This window comes from Streptomyces sp. NBC_01210 (genome assembly GCF_036010325.1).
Classification (GTDB): domain Bacteria; phylum Actinomycetota; class Actinomycetes; order Streptomycetales; family Streptomycetaceae; genus Streptomyces.
In genome coordinates this window covers 5,221,777-5,236,541 of record NZ_CP108549.1, presented here as the reverse complement: position 1 = coordinate 5,236,541, position 14,765 = coordinate 5,221,777, and the positions used below count along the sequence as shown (strand labels likewise).

Annotated in this window: 15 protein-coding genes and 1 pseudogene; 13 read left to right on the top strand and 3 right to left on the bottom strand. The window is 66.9% G+C overall.

Annotated features, from left to right (window positions below; all coding sequences use genetic code 11):
* Positions 1-343: 343 nt before the first annotated feature.
* From OG735_RS42030 to OG735_RS23740, 13 genes and pseudogenes are all read left to right on the top strand, one after another.
* Positions 344-835 (top strand): annotated as a pseudogene (locus tag OG735_RS42030) (ISL3 family transposase); the annotation flags it as partial.
* A gap of 19 nt (positions 836-854) precedes the next feature.
* On the top strand, positions 855-1,148 hold the full coding sequence (locus tag OG735_RS23795; protein WP_327325187.1) for a transposase: 294 nt from the start codon (positions 855-857) through the stop codon (positions 1,146-1,148).
* A gap of 483 nt (positions 1,149-1,631) precedes the next feature.
* Entirely contained in the window at positions 1,632-1,895 is a 264-nt protein-coding gene (locus tag OG735_RS23790; protein WP_327325186.1) for an uberolysin/carnocyclin family circular bacteriocin, read from the top strand.
* A gap of 16 nt (positions 1,896-1,911) precedes the next feature.
* Positions 1,912-2,472, top strand: coding sequence for a stage II sporulation protein M (locus tag OG735_RS23785; protein WP_327325185.1), 561 nt, complete (start codon positions 1,912-1,914; stop codon positions 2,470-2,472).
* Positions 2,473-2,477: 5 nt separating this feature from the next.
* Entirely contained in the window at positions 2,478-3,095 is a 618-nt protein-coding gene (locus OG735_RS23780; protein ID WP_327325184.1) for a hypothetical protein, read from the top strand.
* A 35-nt stretch (positions 3,096-3,130) separates the two neighbouring features.
* The gene (locus OG735_RS23775; protein WP_327325183.1) at positions 3,131-3,535 is read left to right on the top strand and encodes a hypothetical protein; all 405 of its coding nucleotides are present in this window, start codon (positions 3,131-3,133) and stop codon (positions 3,533-3,535) included.
* Positions 3,536-3,609: 74 nt separating this feature from the next.
* Entirely contained in the window at positions 3,610-5,085 is a 1,476-nt protein-coding gene (locus tag OG735_RS23770; RefSeq protein WP_327325182.1) for a hypothetical protein, read from the top strand.
* Positions 5,052-5,711 carry an ABC transporter ATP-binding protein gene (locus OG735_RS23765; protein ID WP_327325181.1) on the top strand — a complete coding sequence of 220 codons (660 nt, stop codon included), beginning with the start codon at positions 5,052-5,054 and terminating at the stop codon, positions 5,709-5,711. Before OG735_RS23770 ends, OG735_RS23765 begins: the two co-directional genes overlap by 34 nt.
* Positions 5,711-6,634, top strand: a complete 924-nt coding sequence (locus OG735_RS23760; protein WP_327325180.1) for an ATP-binding cassette domain-containing protein — start codon at positions 5,711-5,713, stop codon at positions 6,632-6,634. Before OG735_RS23765 ends, OG735_RS23760 begins: the two co-directional genes overlap by 1 nt.
* Positions 6,631-7,425 (top strand): ABC transporter permease subunit, encoded by a 795-nt coding sequence (locus OG735_RS23755; protein WP_327325179.1) that lies wholly within the window; start codon positions 6,631-6,633, stop codon positions 7,423-7,425. Before OG735_RS23760 ends, OG735_RS23755 begins: the two co-directional genes overlap by 4 nt.
* A gap of 514 nt (positions 7,426-7,939) precedes the next feature.
* Positions 7,940-8,782, top strand: a complete 843-nt coding sequence (locus OG735_RS23750; RefSeq protein WP_327325178.1) for a hypothetical protein — start codon at positions 7,940-7,942, stop codon at positions 8,780-8,782.
* The gene (locus OG735_RS23745) at positions 8,782-9,765 is read left to right on the top strand and encodes a hypothetical protein (protein ID WP_327325177.1); all 984 of its coding nucleotides are present in this window, start codon (positions 8,782-8,784) and stop codon (positions 9,763-9,765) included. The genes OG735_RS23750 and OG735_RS23745 overlap by 1 nt, the downstream gene beginning before the upstream one ends.
* Positions 9,762-10,331 (top strand): hypothetical protein, encoded by a 570-nt coding sequence (locus tag OG735_RS23740; protein ID WP_327325176.1) that lies wholly within the window; start codon positions 9,762-9,764, stop codon positions 10,329-10,331. Before OG735_RS23745 ends, OG735_RS23740 begins: the two co-directional genes overlap by 4 nt.
* A gap of 60 nt (positions 10,332-10,391) precedes the next feature.
* Here the strand turns inward: OG735_RS23740 and OG735_RS23735 are convergent, their stop codons facing one another.
* Genes OG735_RS23735 through OG735_RS23725 form a run of 3 tightly spaced genes read right to left on the bottom strand, consistent with a single transcriptional unit; the run spans position 10,392 to position 14,526 of the window.
* Positions 10,392-10,961 carry a DUF6262 family protein gene (locus OG735_RS23735; RefSeq protein ID WP_327325175.1) on the bottom strand — a complete coding sequence of 190 codons (570 nt, stop codon included), beginning with the start codon at positions 10,959-10,961 and terminating at the stop codon, positions 10,392-10,394.
* Positions 10,958-13,489 (bottom strand): tyrosine-type recombinase/integrase, encoded by a 2,532-nt coding sequence (locus OG735_RS23730; RefSeq protein WP_327325174.1) that lies wholly within the window; start codon positions 13,487-13,489, stop codon positions 10,958-10,960. Before OG735_RS23730 ends, OG735_RS23735 begins: the two co-directional genes overlap by 4 nt.
* A complete protein-coding gene (locus tag OG735_RS23725) occupies positions 13,486-14,526 on the bottom strand; it encodes a tyrosine-type recombinase/integrase (RefSeq protein ID WP_327328430.1) in 1,041 nt (346 codons plus the stop codon). Before OG735_RS23725 ends, OG735_RS23730 begins: the two co-directional genes overlap by 4 nt.
* Positions 14,527-14,765: the final 239 nt, after the last annotated feature.

Genomic DNA, 14,765 nt, shown 5'->3' with positions numbered 1-14,765 from the left:
GCAAGTAAGGCAAGTGTCGTCAGTAGTCGGAGGGGAACAAGAGCGGCCGGCAACGGGGAGGGGCCGCTCGCTTGGAAAGCCTGTTGGGGGCGCGCCCCTCGTATCCTCCGCCAGTGCCTCACCAGGCATGATTCGAAGGGCCTCACCGTTCGAGGTCGAGGTTCTCCGTCTCAGCCTTCGGCCTGCCCGTCCGCTGCCGCCTTGACGGGGTTCTTCCGGTGCCGACGGCAGGTCCCGGAGTTGGCACGCCGGGGACAGGACAAGCGCGATCAGCACAGCGGCGGAACCGATCGCTGCCACGGTCAGTGCCCCCTGGGCGCCGAGGTAAGGGGTGAAGTATGAGATGACCTTGCGGGAGATCGCCGCGCCGATCAGACCGCCGACGGAGGCAGGGGCGAAGATAGAGCTGAGGCACCGGCGGGCTGCTCGGTCAGGTCGAGGGCCGCACCGTCGCCGATGTCCTGGCCTGGCTCTTGACCACCCGCTGACCTGGCGGAAGAACATCCGTCACGTCGCGATCGACATGTCGGCCACCTACCGGGCCGCGATCCGCACGGGACTGCCCGACGCCGTCATCGTGGTCGATCACTTCCCCGTCGTGCAGCTGGCGAACAAGATGCTGTCCACGGTGCGCAGGCGCACCACCGCCGAGGTCCGCGGCCGGCGCGGACGGGCCACGGACCCGGAGTGGAAGGCCAGGCGTCGGCTGCTCCGCAATCGCGAGGACCTGAGCGATGAGCAGTTCGCGAAGATGTGGAAGCTGCTGCTGGCCGAGGGGAGGGTCGGCCAGACGCTGCTGACCGCGTGGATCGCCAAGGAGTCCCTGCGCACCCTCCTCGCCCTCGCTCGCACCGGTGCGAGCCGACATCAAGTCGGCCACGCCCCGCTGGAAGTTCCTCAGCTGGTGCGCGGACAGCGACATCCCCGAAGTGCGCCGCCTCGCCGTCACCGTCGACCGCTGGTGGACCGAGATCGCCGCGTTCATCGACACCGGGTACAGCAACGCCAATATCGAGGGCATCAACCGCGTGCTCAAGCTCATCGCCCGCAACGAGTTCGGGTTCAGGAACGCCGACAACCAGCGCCTACGGACACGCTGCGTCACCACCCGCCGAGCCCGCGGGCACCTCCGCACCGCTCAACCATGAAGACCCACTTTGGCGATGTCAGGCAGCGACTCCAGAAAAGGCGCCTTCACGTGAGCGAGTCCTCGCGAGCATCCTTAACTTCAAGCACAAGAAATCAACGAGCAGGCAACTCGGCACGTTCAGAATCCAATTACCAGTCGGAGAGCATTCTGAGCCACGTGTGTCACTCACGGTTAGTTGCGACAGGCAGGGCGAGAAGTTGAGCCGTTTGATGTGCCGTCAGATGCAGGCTGGTCTCCCAGGTGAGTGGGCTTGACACTTGAAACGGACCGATGATCGTATTGCGGCTGCCGCCCCAACAGCCCGGTAAGACCATGCGGTTGGGGTGAGTCAAGAGACACTCGACCCCTCGCCTTCATCGCCGCGGCGATCACGGCCTGGGCAACTATTCACGGATCAGCGGGGGCTTGCTACATGGGGGAACTCTGCCTTGGGCCAGCTTCCGTACATCCTCAGGAAACGGGAGCTTGCATGCAGTCGATAATGTCCAAGAACAGCTTCGCCGCGTTGGCGGCCGGCGCCATCGGCGCGGCCGGGCTGGCCATGGCTGGTTTCGCAGCGTTCTGGGTGGCCGGTTCACTGGGCATCAGCGCGAGCGTCGCCGGGCAGGTTGTGGACGCCATCTCCGCAGGTGGCCTGGCGCTGGCCATCGTCGGGGCGATGTTCAGTGGTGGCGTCATCTCTGCCATCAGCGCGACGGTGCTCTACTACATCAAGAAGAAGGGCAAGGCGTTCGCGATCGCCTAAACCTCATTCTTACCTGATGGCTGTCAACGCCATGGTTGGTCTCGCAAGGAGCAGGAGCGTTCTGCTCTCGCTCCTTGCGAGCGCCACGATTTTCGGTCTCGGTGCGGTACTTGGGTATTCAGCTCTGGCCGGTGCGGAGTTGAGTCCACGGACAGTGGCACCGGAAAGCGGTTTCGGCCAGGCCTTCTGGGAGATTCTCGGCAGGAACATCCCATCCGCGATGCTGCTTTATGCGGGAGCTGTTTCCTTTGGAGTGGTGAGCCTGATCGGCATCACCATGCTCGCTGCCTATGTGGGAGCAACGCTGGCTGTCGTCACGTCCAATTCCGGATGGTCGGGGTTCATGACCGAGACCGGAGCGTACGTGGGGTTCGAATTCCTGGGATTCATTCTTGCGGGTGCTGCTGGTCTGTATCCAGCTGCCGTCGCAATGGCCCGTGGGAGTCGCCAGGAGAATACCGGGATGCTGCGCCGATATGTGCATGCAATGGCGGACTCATTGCGAATCTTTCTGGTCGGGGTGTCGGTCATTGTCGGCGCCGCGTGTATCGAAGCCATTGTCATGGCAGCGAGATAGGAAACATGAGAGCTGACACATCTCATCAGCCGGCGGTTGCGGACGAGTCCGCGCTCAAGGCGCCGTTCGACGACGAAGTCCGTCACACCGTCGAGTCCGCCAAGGCCGCGGCGCCGACGAGCAAGTCCTTGTGGCTCTCGCTGTACTTCGTCGCACTCGCGCTCGTGCTGTGCAGGCTGCCGACCGCATTCGCCTACGCGGAGACCCTGATAACGCCGAAGCAGCGGGCAGAGATCGGCGATCCCGCGCTGGAGGACCTGGCGGTCAACGTAGCCGTGGGCGGTGGCGTCCTGCTGACCGTCTTCGTCTACGCCTGCTACGTCTTCGTGGCCCGCGCCCTGGAGCGGCGGGTCTTCACCGCGAGTCGGTCGCTGGGCCGGGGAGTTCGCACTGGTGCGTTCTTCCCGGTTCTCGCCCTGTGTCTCGTGCCCCCGCAGTTGGCCGCCCTCGCATTCGAGGTGGTCGACCCGACCCAGGGCATCGTCTACTACCTCTACATCGCCGCGGTGGTCCTGCTGGTTCCGGTGTTCTTCCGGGGCCAGTGGCGGCACCTGCCGCCAGGCAAGATCATCGCCCTCTACTGCTGCAGCATCGGCCTCGCCGCGTTCACTGCGGTCGGGTGACCGAGGGCATCGAAAGCAAGAGAGAGATACCTCCTATGCTCGCGCTCTACACGAAGACGGTCCGACTTGCCGCAGCGGCCGTGCTGCTGCTCGGCGCGGCGGCACTGCTGTGCTTCCTCACACATCCACTGAACCCCGTGGGGAACGTCGGCCCCAACGTGCTCAAAGCGGTCTTGGCAGTGCAGTTGCTGGTCTTCGCCGTGCTGCTGCCCGCCTCGGCTGTCCTGGTACGCAAGGCGAGAGAGACAACATGGTGGATGGCAGGAGTGTCGATCCTCGCCATGGCGTCGAACTCGATCATGCTCAGCGATTTGGTGGCGTCCGCGCCACAGTCCCTGTTCTCGCTCCTGGCTGTGGTCATCTCTCTCGTCATGGCGGTGGTGTCGCTGTTCGCGGCGGGTGAGGGCCCCTCTCGCAAGCCTCCGCAGAGCAGGTTCTAGGCAGCCGCTCGGCTGCTCGAGGAAGCAACATGTCCAGTACGGAACCACAGTTGGACAGGATCAGATTCCGCGCGGTGTCTGACTTCTACCTGTTCGAGATACTCGCCGCTCTGCGCCTGCGTATGACGGTGCGCACGGCCAGACATCTACTCGCCGGCCTGTACGTGCTGGCCGTGCCGCTCGTCTTCATCGTGACGGTGGCCGGGTTCTCCCTGATCAGGCCCATCGCGGAAGAAGAAGGTGTCCAAGCCGAGGAGCTACTGGTCGCCTTGGCGGTGTTGTCGCTCTACTGGACTACCTCGTACGCCCTGCGGGAGGCGTTCTCCCAGCGTCGGTTCATGGTGGCCCGATCGCCGAACGCAGCACTCTTCCGGGCGATGGACATCTCGTCACGGGAGGTGTTCCTCGTCTACTGCGCCCGCCGTATCTGCGCGTACCATCTGCTGCTTGGCATGATGCCCGCTGGTTTCCTGTTCGCCTACTGGCCGGTCCCGGCCATCAGCATTCCGCATCTCGTCTTCGCCGCGGTCGTTCCGGTCAGCATGTGCGCCGTCAACCTGTCGGTCGCCGCACGATCCGCGCTGAGCCTGCGCCAAGGGCGGAGCCGGGAGTCTGTCAGGGCGCTCGCGACCATCGTCAGCTCCCTGGCCCTGGGCATCTCGGCTGCGCTGTTCATCGCGACTCCGTTGATGGGATCCACCGACGTCAGGATGCCGGCGCTCTACTCGCCGGCGTTTGCCGGAGCGTGTGCCACGCTGGTCGTGGCCGTCGGTGGCACGGCCTCCTTCCGCCTTGTACGTGACCTCGGCAGGATGCCTTTCCACTCGTTCCCCCTCGCGGCCGCTTCGCGTCCGGGTGCGCGTACTCCCGCGGACACGGGGTCCGGCACCAAGCCTCCACCGCTCGCCACGATCCTGGTACGAGAACTGCGTGGCAGCGCGGTGTACCCGCTGGTCAAGCAGGTGTTCCTGGCCGGGGCCGGAGGGGTTGCCGCGATAGCGGGTTTCGCACTGGCAAGCCCCTTCCCCCTGCCAGTGGCAGACCTCCCTGCCCATACGTACAAGGTGGCAGCGGCGGCGGTCGCGGTGATGGTACTCGGCCTTGCGGAGATGCTGTCCCGAGCGATCGGCCCGACCACATTGCGGGCCGTGCTGCGCGCTACCTGGGAGGCGGGCATGTCCTCCTGGTCCATCGCCCGCGCGTTGGTTCTGGTGTGGACCGCGTGCGGCGTGTGCGCCGGGGTCGCAACCGCCGCTGCCGTACTGCTCCTGGCCGGCCCGGGCCTCACCGCCATACCTGTGATCACGGCTGTGTGCGGCATATCCGCCGCACTCGTCGCCGAGACCATGGCGACTCCGCCGCGAAACACCGATGGCAGTGCAGCCTCCGACCCTGTCACCGGATTCCTCGGACTCGTGCTGACCGGCCCAGTGGTCTGGGTCTTCTCACAGGAATGGACCGCCGGACCGGCCCTGGCATTCTGCTACGCCCTGATACTTACTGGAGTTGCGACGGCATGCGTGAGACGAAGCATCCTGAAACTGCGCTAGAGCTGAAGTCCGTAACCGCCGGATACGACCAGTACGCCCCGGTGTTCGTGGACCTCTCCCTGTCCCTGCCGGGCCGTGGTCTCACCATGGTGTCGGGCAGAAACGGTGCCGGTAAGTCGACCTTCCTCGAGTTGTGCAGCGGTTACCTTCCGCCGTGGCACGGTCAGGTGCGCGTCGGCAACCGGGACGCACGAGATCCGCAGAGTCGGGCCGCGCGCAGGGTCTGCCGTACGGACGTGTCGCTGTATCCCAGCATGACCGTGCGGGACCACCTCGTCTTCGCAGCCCATTGCCGCGGGATCAGTCCTGATCCGGGACTGAAAAGGGCCGTGCGCTACGGACTGGAGCCGTGGCTGGACCACGCTGCAAAGGAACTGTCCACGGGCAACAGAAGGAAGCTCTGGCTGACCATGTGCACATTGGGCGAGTTCGCGCTCGTCATGCTCGACGAACCCTTCAACGGACTGGACTCCGCGGGCATCGAGCTGCTCTCAGCCGAGATGTGCGCGTGGGCCACGCATGCGTCCGTCGTGCTGATCGCACACGATCCGCCGGCCACCGTGGCAGCGGACACGACCATCACCCTTGACGGGTGTTCCGGTGCATCGCCGGGGAGTGGGGAATAGTGGCAACGGTTCAAGTCGACGCTCTCTCGAAGACATTCGGTGAGAAGGTGGTAGTGGACGGGCTCCGCTTCACCGTGGAACCCGGGGCGGTCACAGGATTCCTGGGGCCCAACGGCGCGGGGAAGTCGACAACCCTGCGGCTCATGCTCGAGCTGGAGCGGGGAAGCGGCAGGACACTCTTCGACGGTCAGCGCTACTCGGAACTGGCCGATCCGGCGCAGCGCGTCGGAGCACTGCTGGAGACAAGGGCCTACCACCCCGGGCGTTCCGTGCGCGCACATCTACGCATGCTCACCCGAGGTATCGGCATCCCGGAAAAACGCATCGACGAAGTCCTCGACCTCGTGGGGCTCCTCCCTGTCGCGCGGCACCGGCCGAAGGGCTTCTCCCTGGGCATGCTGCAACGGCTGGGCCTCGCCTGCGCGCTACTCGGCTCCCCCGACGTCCTCATCCTCGACGAGCCCGGTAACGGTATGGACCCGCAGGGCATGCGGTGGTTGCGCACCTTCCTCAAGGAGTACGCGGCAGCGGGCAACGCCGTCTTCGTCTCCTCCCACCAGATGTCGGATCTGGACGAGCTGGCTGAGCGGGTCGTGTTGATCGGCAAGGGGCGTCTCATCTGCGACAGCACCCTCGCCGACTTCAAGCGCGGATACGACGGGGGAGCCGTCCGAGTACGGGCGGACTCACCGGACCAGCTCCGCCGCGCACTACTACGGCTCGGCGCGGACGTCGAGTCCAGCGCGGACGGCTGTCTGCTGGTCAAGGAGCTCACGCAGCGGGAGATCGCAGCCACGGCGCTTGCCGAGAACGTCATCGTCACAGAGCTGACGGTCGCCGAAGCGACGCTGGAGGAGGCATTCCTGCGCGCCTCGGCGGCGAGTGTGGAATACGTGACGGATGAGAAGGCGGGTGCCCGGTGAACAGGCCTGTGCGGTATGAGTGGGTGCGCCTGACCACCCTGACATCGACGTGGCTGCTCGCAGCCGCAGCGGTCGCGGTGACTGCCCTTGCGGCCTGGGGCTATGCCTTCACCGTCACCGAGTTCCAGTCGGAAGAGATAGCCGTCACCGCCCAAGAAGCATTGGTCGCGGTCATCAATAAGGCTTCGTTCGCCCCCCTCGCAGCCGGGGTCTTCGGGGCACTCGCCATGGGAGGTGACTACCGGCATGGCACGATCAGGGCGACGCTCGCCGTGACTCCCGTTCGCAGCCGGGCCGTCGCGGCGAAGGCACTCGTGGCCGGCGGATTCGCGCTGGCGGTGACGGGGTGCGCCACCGCAGTGTCCTGGATCGTGGCGAGCGCCACCCTGCCGGCGGAGCTGATCTCGGGTGTTTCATACGGAGACCTGATCGTGCTCCATGGCGGCCTGCTGCTGCAGACCGTGTGCTGGACCCTGATCGGCATTGCGATCACCGTCGTGTTCCGCTCACAGGCCGTCGGCACCGTCTCCTTGGTGGCGATCCCCTACGTGCTCGAGCCCATGGTCAGGACGGGCGGCCTGTTCGCCGACTCTCCGTGGCTGGCGCAGGCCGCGAAGTATCTGCCGTTCGCCGCGGGCACTTCGATGTCGAACATCGCAGGCGATGAGGGGGCCTTCCTCGCCGAGGCCTCCCAGCGTATGGCGCCCGGGACCGCGGTCCTCGTCTTCGGCCTCTTCACCGGGGCACTCTTCGTGGGGGCCGTCGCACAGTTCCGCCGGCAAGGCATGTGATCCGGAACTGCGTCACGGCATCAGCCGCCCCGGCTTCTTTGAAGGCTCTGAACCCTGGAAGGGTTGGAGCCATGCCAGCGCCGAGGAAGTATTCCGCTGAGCGGGAGCAGGCTGTCCGGCTCGCGTTCGAGATACGTCAGGAGACGGGTCAGAAGGTCCGTTCGATTTCCCAGGTCGCCGATCAGCTCGGGATCGTTCGTGAAGCCCTGAGGGGCGTCGGGCAGCACGGCGAGAGCTGTGCACCCAGCTGGTGCGCGGGCAGACCGGAGAAGCGACCTCTGACCCGCGGGGAGCACCCCCGAGCTGGCGCTGGCCGACGGCTCAGCGGTCGTGGGCGGCGCTTGCTGTCGCCCACATGGGTGTAGTCGTACGAGCACAACGACGGATCGATGTCGCCCATCCGCGCCTCCGGTGCGTCAACTTGGCTCCACATGAACCAAGTTGATGCACCGGAGTGACGTGTTCATCTGATTACACTCCGCGCCCGTCGAACTGTCTGCGATGGGACATCCGTATGAGCTACACAGACCAGGACGTGCGCGAGGGCCGTCGGCTGATGAACGAGGGCTGCGAGAACCGGCTGGTGATCGGCGACAAGCTGCTGTCCGTCACGGCCCCGGGCGGCCCGGACAGCGCCTTCGACCGGTACTGCGACGAGATCAGCCTGAACCCCAAGACGGCCCGGCAGTACCGTCACACCGCCCGCATGTGCACCCCGCCCGTGCGGCAGATCGTGGCCGACAGCGGCGTCCACGTCAGCTACAGCGCGCTTCGTGAAGGCGCCCGCCTGACCACCTCCGGCAAGCCGTACGACGAGGGCTACAGCACCCTCCGCTCGCTGCTGCAGGAAGCGCGCGAGGCGGGCGCCGGCCGCGTCAGCGTGCCCCAGTACCGCCGTGCCCTGGGGGTGGAGCCGGCCTTGCGGGATCTGCTGGACCCCTCCAGCGACACGACCCTGGCCGACTATCTCGGCTCCCTGCCACCCCAGGAGCGTGACCAGGCTCTTCGGGACCTAGTGGAGAAGAAGGCGGAGGTGCACGACGCCCTGAAGCGGGTCATGGACGAAAAGCGTCGCCGGGACCGTGAGACCCGCGGCCCGGGGTGCGGTGGGGGGAGGTCCGACAAGGCTGCGGCCGTGGCCCGGGACCTGGTGCGGCTCAGTGACCAGGGGGCCGCTTTCATGAGCCGCTACCCGCCGTCCGCCTCACTGGCCTTCACCGACGAACAGAGGGTCGCCTGCAAGGAAGTTCTGGGGACCCTGGACGTCCTCGCCACGTGGATCAGGGTCAGGGTCCTCGACGACCAGATGACTGCCGCCGACAGCCGGGCCGAGGCCCGCGATCTGGTGGGTGTGTGATGGAGCCGACCGCAGCAGACGACGGCGAGGATCGCCTCAGCGCTGATATCGAAGAGTTCGCCGCCCACGACCGCAAAGGCGGCTGGGCCCGAGCGCTCTTGATCGCCCGCCGCGTCGAACCCGACGAGGGCCACGGCATCGGATTCGGACAGGAGTCCACGAAACGTTTCGACCGAAACGTTTTCCGGCGCATCAGCGCCCGGGAATTCGCGAGCCGGTCGGGAAGCAGCGCCAAGCGGATCATGGCCTTCCACGAAGCATGGAAACGTGCGGCTGACGACGGCATCGTTCTCCCGTTTCACAAGCTGGCGCCTGGCGTTCACGTTGATCTCCCGGACGAGGAGGAAGTGCCGTTCTTCGGCGAGCACGGCTACTACCGCAGCTACGAAGCTCGCATGAACAACGGCGAGCGACGGCAGGCGATCGAGCAGGAAGCGATGCGGGCCGGAATCAAGCCGGGCTCCCCCGTCTACGTCGCTCAGCAGCCGAAGGCGCTGAAGACGGCGATCCTGGCCGACGCCACCACCCGTGCCGCCGCCCAGGAAGCGCTGGCGGAGTTCGAACGGCGCGAGATGCGAGCGGACCTCGAAGACCGTGTCGCAGCCCGCAAGGCGGCCGAAAAGAACGAGCGCGCGTGTGATGTGGAGGAAGCACACCCGGACCGTCAGGCACGGGAGGCGGATACCGCGGATGTCGAGCGGGCCGTCCGAGCCACATCGCGAGAACAGTCCGAACCCGACGTGGCTCTGCAGGTCTTCACCGAGATGACCGAGGTCCGCCTCGCCACGCTGCGGGCACTGTCGCTGCTGCAGCGTCACCAGGTGCACTTCACCGGCGACCGCAGCCGGGCCATCACCGACCTGTGCACCGCGTCGGAGGCGGCCATCGCCTTCATCCGCGACCTGGCCGCCAGCCCCTACACGGCGCTGAACGACGAGGCTCTACAGGCGTTCCTGGACGAGAGCGAGAGGAAGCTGGGATGAGCCGCAAGCGCGACAGTGACACCCCCTCCCAGCTGGAGCAGGACGCCATCGACGTCCTGCTGTGGCTCGGGCCCAACGCGGGCCGTGAACTGTCCTACACGGACATCTCCCGCGGCACCGGCATCCCCGACCGCCGCCTGCGGCGTGCGGTGCCCAAGGCCCGGGTCGCCGCCCATGTGCTCGGGCACCGGCTGGAGCAGTTCATGGCCTCCCGCGACCCGCTCAGGCGCGGAGCGAGGGTGACGCGCTTCCACAAGCTGGGCCAGGGCGACGAGTTCGGCGCCCGCGACGCGTTGCTCGCCTGCCGCAAGGCCGTGGCCTACATGGGCGACATGCACCGGGCCTGCTCGTTCGAGGCCGGCAACCCCAACAGCCTCGACGCGGATGCGTTCGGGCAGATGGCGGAGGCCGCCGAAGGCGGCATCCGCACCTTCAGCGGCGTGGAGAGGCTGGGCAGCAAGGTCGTGAAGAACCAGGGGACAATGCGGCGACAAGCCGAGCGGATCGCGGACCTGGAGGCCCAGATCGCCGAGTTGACCTCGGATCAGTCCACCGCCTCGGCCTGACCCCCGGTGCACTGAACGGCCCGGCGGCGACAACCGCCGGGCCGCCTCTATCGTGCCGGGTCAGGTGCGGTTGATCTGCTTGAGCATCCGCTTGCCCGCCTCGCGGGCGGCAGTCAGGTCGTCCTCGGCCTCGGTGAGCTTGCGCTTCAGCTCGTCCCGTTCAGCGCGTATCTCATCGCGTTCCAGAGTGATTCGTTCCACGGCCGCCAGAAGCTCGTTGACCCGCGCGGTCAGTTCCTTGGTCCCGGCCTGGTCGAGTTGGGCGCCCAGCGAGCGCTGGACGGCCTTCTTGAGGCGGTCACGCTCGTCGCGCAGGGCCTTGTTCTCCTCGCGGACCAGTGCCAGATCGGTGGCCAGGCTCGCCGCAGAGGCGTCCCGGCCGGCCTGCTTCGTTCGGCGCTCGGCCTTGGTCTGGCTCTTCATGGCGGCCTCGATGTGCTCACGGACGCCTTCGGCGTAGACGAGCCACCTGGAGACGCCTGCGGCGCGGGCGACGGCGAGGAAGGTGACCGTCTCGCCCCTGGCCTTCATCGCGTCCACTGTGGCCAGCACCTTGGCCCGCTTGGTCTGGCTGTCCTTCTTGCGGGTCTCGCGCAGGACGTCGCCGGGGGTCCGCTTCACCTCGCTCATGCCGTGCTCCCGCCACGCTGGCCGGGGAAACCGGGCATGGGCAGCGACACGGAGCCGTGCCCCTGGACGGCCCGCACCTTGCGCAGGACGGCCGACGCCTGCTCGACCTCGTCCCGCTCGTCCTGTCCCATGGTTTCCATCAGCTTCCGCAGTGTCCGGGTGGTCCCCTTGAAGGCCGTGATCTGGTCGTCCAGGTTCCTCACCACGAACTCGTCCGCCTCCATCATGACCGCCATCTCCTTGTCGGCCTTCAGCGAGCGGATGTGGTCCTCGATGACGGGCAGATAGGACGGGTCCGGCCGGTAGAAGGGGCAGGCGGCGCACTGGAACCGGATCGGACATGCCTTTCCGCCCGCCTTGACGTTGGAGGGTTCGGTACAGTTGCCGAACGGCACCGCCACCGAGCGGGCCTCGTACGCGGTAGCTGATGTCATCGGAGCGGACTTGCCCCTGCGGTCCACGGTGTGCAGGCGCATCACGTTGACCGCCTCCCGCTTCCGCTTGTGACTGATCTTGTAGTACCGCTGGGTGGTTTGCATGGATTTGTGATCCATGAGCTCCCGCAGCACCTCGATTCGTACCCCGGCGTCCGCGTACCGCTGGCAGAACGAGTGGCGGAAGGCGTACGGGTAGATCAGCGAGCGCTCGAACGGCACCCGGTCACCGTTCTTGTCGAACTCCTCGGACAGCAGGACGGGCACGCTGTCGGCCCACTTGCGGATCATCGACGAGATCTGCTCGGGCACCAGGTGACGGATGATGCCGTTCTCACCGGCCGGCGGGAACAGGAACCCCTCGCTGCCCGTGGGCAGGTCGAGCGTGTCGCGCACAGCCCGCCACGTGCGGATGCTCTCCACGGTGTCGTGTTCAAGCTCCAAGCGCCGGTTCAGGCGCCGTCCCTTGCGGTTGTCCCAGATCAGCAGCCATTCACCGTCGGCATGTTCGAGGCAGTTCGTCCGCAGCTCGGCGATCTCGTAGGGCCGCCGGCCGGTGTCCCGCAGCAGCTCGTAGATCGCGCGGGCCATCGCCTGGACCTGCTCGGGCGTCATCTTTCCGTGGGTCATGCCCTGACCCAGCAGGTCCACGTAATCGTCGAGCTGGGCGATGACGGACTCCGGCAGGGCCTTGCCGGCCTCGTCCTCGTCGACCTCCTCGCCCTTGATGACGTGGCTGGAGTGCCTCGCGAAGCTCGCCGACATGCCGTCCAGGTGACCCGCGGCCCGGTTGTAGTCGAGGATCTTGAAGAAGAACGACAGCAGGGCACCGCGCTGTTTGCTCGACATGGCCCCGCCGTCCAGCTTGGGCAGCTGGCGGAAGGTGTCGACCACGGCGTTCATGTCGGCGAACACCAGCTTGGCGGGGTCCATGCCGCCACCAGGCCGGGCATCCAGGGCCCGGGAGACCGCCTCGCACACCCGCAGCCCCCGTCTGGACTCGGTGGTGTTCGGCTTCGTCTCAAAGATCCAGGTGACCAGGATCCGCCGCAGCCACGGCTGGCGGATGTCCGTCACGTCCAGGCCGAGCGGCCGTTGAGTGGTGCCCCCGCGCAGGCTCTTGACGCCCAGTTCGGACAGGTCCAGCACATCCCTGCTGGTCGGATCGACCCCCTCGAAGCGGTCGAACGCCGAGCGCAAGATGCGGTGCGTCTCCCGAAGGAGCGCGTCCACGTTCGCCTGCGTCCCGCTCGGCAACCGCTCGGCCTCGGCGGTGGCGATGGAGTCGACCCGCTCCGCGAGGTGCGAGACGGCCTGGCGGACGGCCACGGGGTCGATCTTCTGGCCGCGTTCGTCGCGCTGCTGCAGCGCGTACAGCATCTCTACGCGGGCCACCGGATGCAGCGGGGCCAGGGAGAACTGGTGGACGTTCAGGAACGGTGCCTGGCGGTCCAGCCACGCTGATGTCGGCGCGGACCGACGCCCCCGGGAGACGGTAGTGGCTTTCTTCCAGCGGCTCTGGTGTATGCCGCACAGCCCCCAGGTGGCCCGAGCGTCGTAGCGGCAGCCCGCGACCCGGCAGGCAGGCGACGGCCCGTACGGTGTCTGCCGCTCGACCCACGCCTCCAACTCGGAGTCGGGGTCGCGCTGCAGATCTTTGTGCCGCAGCGAGCCGTGCGCGTTGCACAGGCCCCACAGGACCGAGTCCCGGGGGCACCCCGTCACACGGCAGTCGGCCCGCTCACCGGAGATCACCCGGTTGCGGTCCGGCACGTAGGTGGCCTTGAACTCCTTCAGCCCCAGGCTGCCGGCGCGGTGGGTCTTCTCGCAGGTGGCGCACAGGCCCCGCCGGGTGCGGGTGAGCGCGTCGCAGGCGGCCACATCGCACCGGTAGACGGCCGTGCCCGCGTGGTCGACGTCGCCGCTGAACAGGTGGGTGTTGTCGTCCCATTCGCCGGGCCGCCAGCCGGGCCCGGTCTGTTCGCGCAGCCACGCGGTCCACTCGGTGAGGACCCCTCGCGGCAGACCGTGAGCCGCCTGGTCGGCGTCCCGCCGGGGCTGGTGGAGCGGGACGACGTTGCCGGACACCGTCACTGACGGGCTTCCTTCCTCTTGGCGGCCACCAGCTTGACGGCGTCGCGTTTGTCCTGGTCGGTTGCGTGGGTGTAGGGGTCCATCGACTGCGGCGACTGGTGTCCGGCCATGTTCTGGGCCACGTCCCGGGGCACCTTGTTGCGGAGCCACCGGGTGATCGCCGAGTGCCGCAGCATGTGCGGGCGGGCGCGGAACCTGGCGCGGGTCGCGAGCCGCTTGAACAGCTCATACGTGCTGGGGTACTTCATCGGCTCGCCGAGCGGGGCGCGGAACAGGTTCACGAACACCATGTCGCAGCCCTCGGCCTCCGGTACCGCGTCGCGCTCGTAGCGGTAGGCGGCGTACTGCTCCACGGTGTCGGCCTCCACCGGAATCCACCGCGGATAGTGCGACTTGGCGTACGCGTTGTTGCTGTTCAGACGGCGCCGCACATGCACGTGCGGTCCCTCGACCCGGCAGCCGAGCGAGGTGGAGTCGGGCAGGAAATGCATGTCCTCACGCCGCAGCCCCAGGCCCTCGCCGATACGCATACCGGTGACCGCCAGCAGGGCCACCAGGAACCTGTCGCGGGCGTGCGTCGTGCAGTCGAGGACCTGGTTGATCTGGTCGTCGGACAGCCACTCGTAACCCGGCACCGCGACGCGGTACTTGATCCTTCGCGCCTGGATCGTGCGGTGCTGGCCGTCTTCGCCCGGATCGAACCCGGGCGGGGCGTAGTGCAGGAATTTCGGCTGCACGAGCTGGCTGACCACACTCGGGGGGACCCAGCCCTGAAGCGCGGACCACGTCAGGAACTCCCCGACCGTGCCCATGATCTTGTTCGCCGTGCCCTTGTCGCGGAAACGCGGCTCAGCAGCCGAGCGGCGGCCCTTCGGCGGCAGCGGCTCATCGACCAGCCACCGCATCATCGCCATGAGTTGCGCCAAGGAGGGACGGCTCCAGTCGACCGCGTTCTCGGTGCAGTACGAGAGGTACAGGGCGATCCGGCCGGCGTACGTGCGCTGGGTGTTGTAGGCCCGGTCCTTGCGCCCTGCCAGCCAGGCGCACGCCTCGATGTGCAGCTCGAAGGCTTCGGTGACGACGACCCAGTACGTAGACCCGTCCCCCGATATGGCCCGTTCAGCTCGGTAGTGCCGGTGTAGAACAGCAGACGTAGCCAACGTGCCTAACACCCCTTGGATACCGTTAAGGCAAGTACAGAACTACCCTACTTGCCTTACATGCCTGACGTCATTCAGGTACCCAAGATAACGATCGTCCCCATTGCGTACTCGGA

Coding starts and splice junctions, on each gene's coding strand:
- OG735_RS23790 (WP_327325186.1), top strand. CDS start 1,632: ATGTCCAAGAACAGCTTCGCCGCGTTGGCGGCCGGCGCCATCGGCGCG.
- OG735_RS23785 (WP_327325185.1), top strand. CDS start 1,912: ATGGCTGTCAACGCCATGGTTGGTCTCGCAAGGAGCAGGAGCGTTCTG.
- OG735_RS23780 (WP_327325184.1), top strand. CDS start 2,478: ATGAGAGCTGACACATCTCATCAGCCGGCGGTTGCGGACGAGTCCGCG.
- OG735_RS23775 (WP_327325183.1), top strand. CDS start 3,131: ATGCTCGCGCTCTACACGAAGACGGTCCGACTTGCCGCAGCGGCCGTG.
- OG735_RS23765 (WP_327325181.1), top strand. CDS start 5,052: ATGCGTGAGACGAAGCATCCTGAAACTGCGCTAGAGCTGAAGTCCGTA.
- OG735_RS23750 (WP_327325178.1), top strand. CDS start 7,940: ATGAGCTACACAGACCAGGACGTGCGCGAGGGCCGTCGGCTGATGAAC.
- OG735_RS23745 (WP_327325177.1), top strand. CDS start 8,782: ATGGAGCCGACCGCAGCAGACGACGGCGAGGATCGCCTCAGCGCTGAT.
- OG735_RS23740 (WP_327325176.1), top strand. CDS start 9,762: ATGAGCCGCAAGCGCGACAGTGACACCCCCTCCCAGCTGGAGCAGGAC.
- OG735_RS23735 (WP_327325175.1), bottom strand. CDS start 10,961: ATGAGCGAGGTGAAGCGGACCCCCGGCGACGTCCTGCGCGAGACCCGC.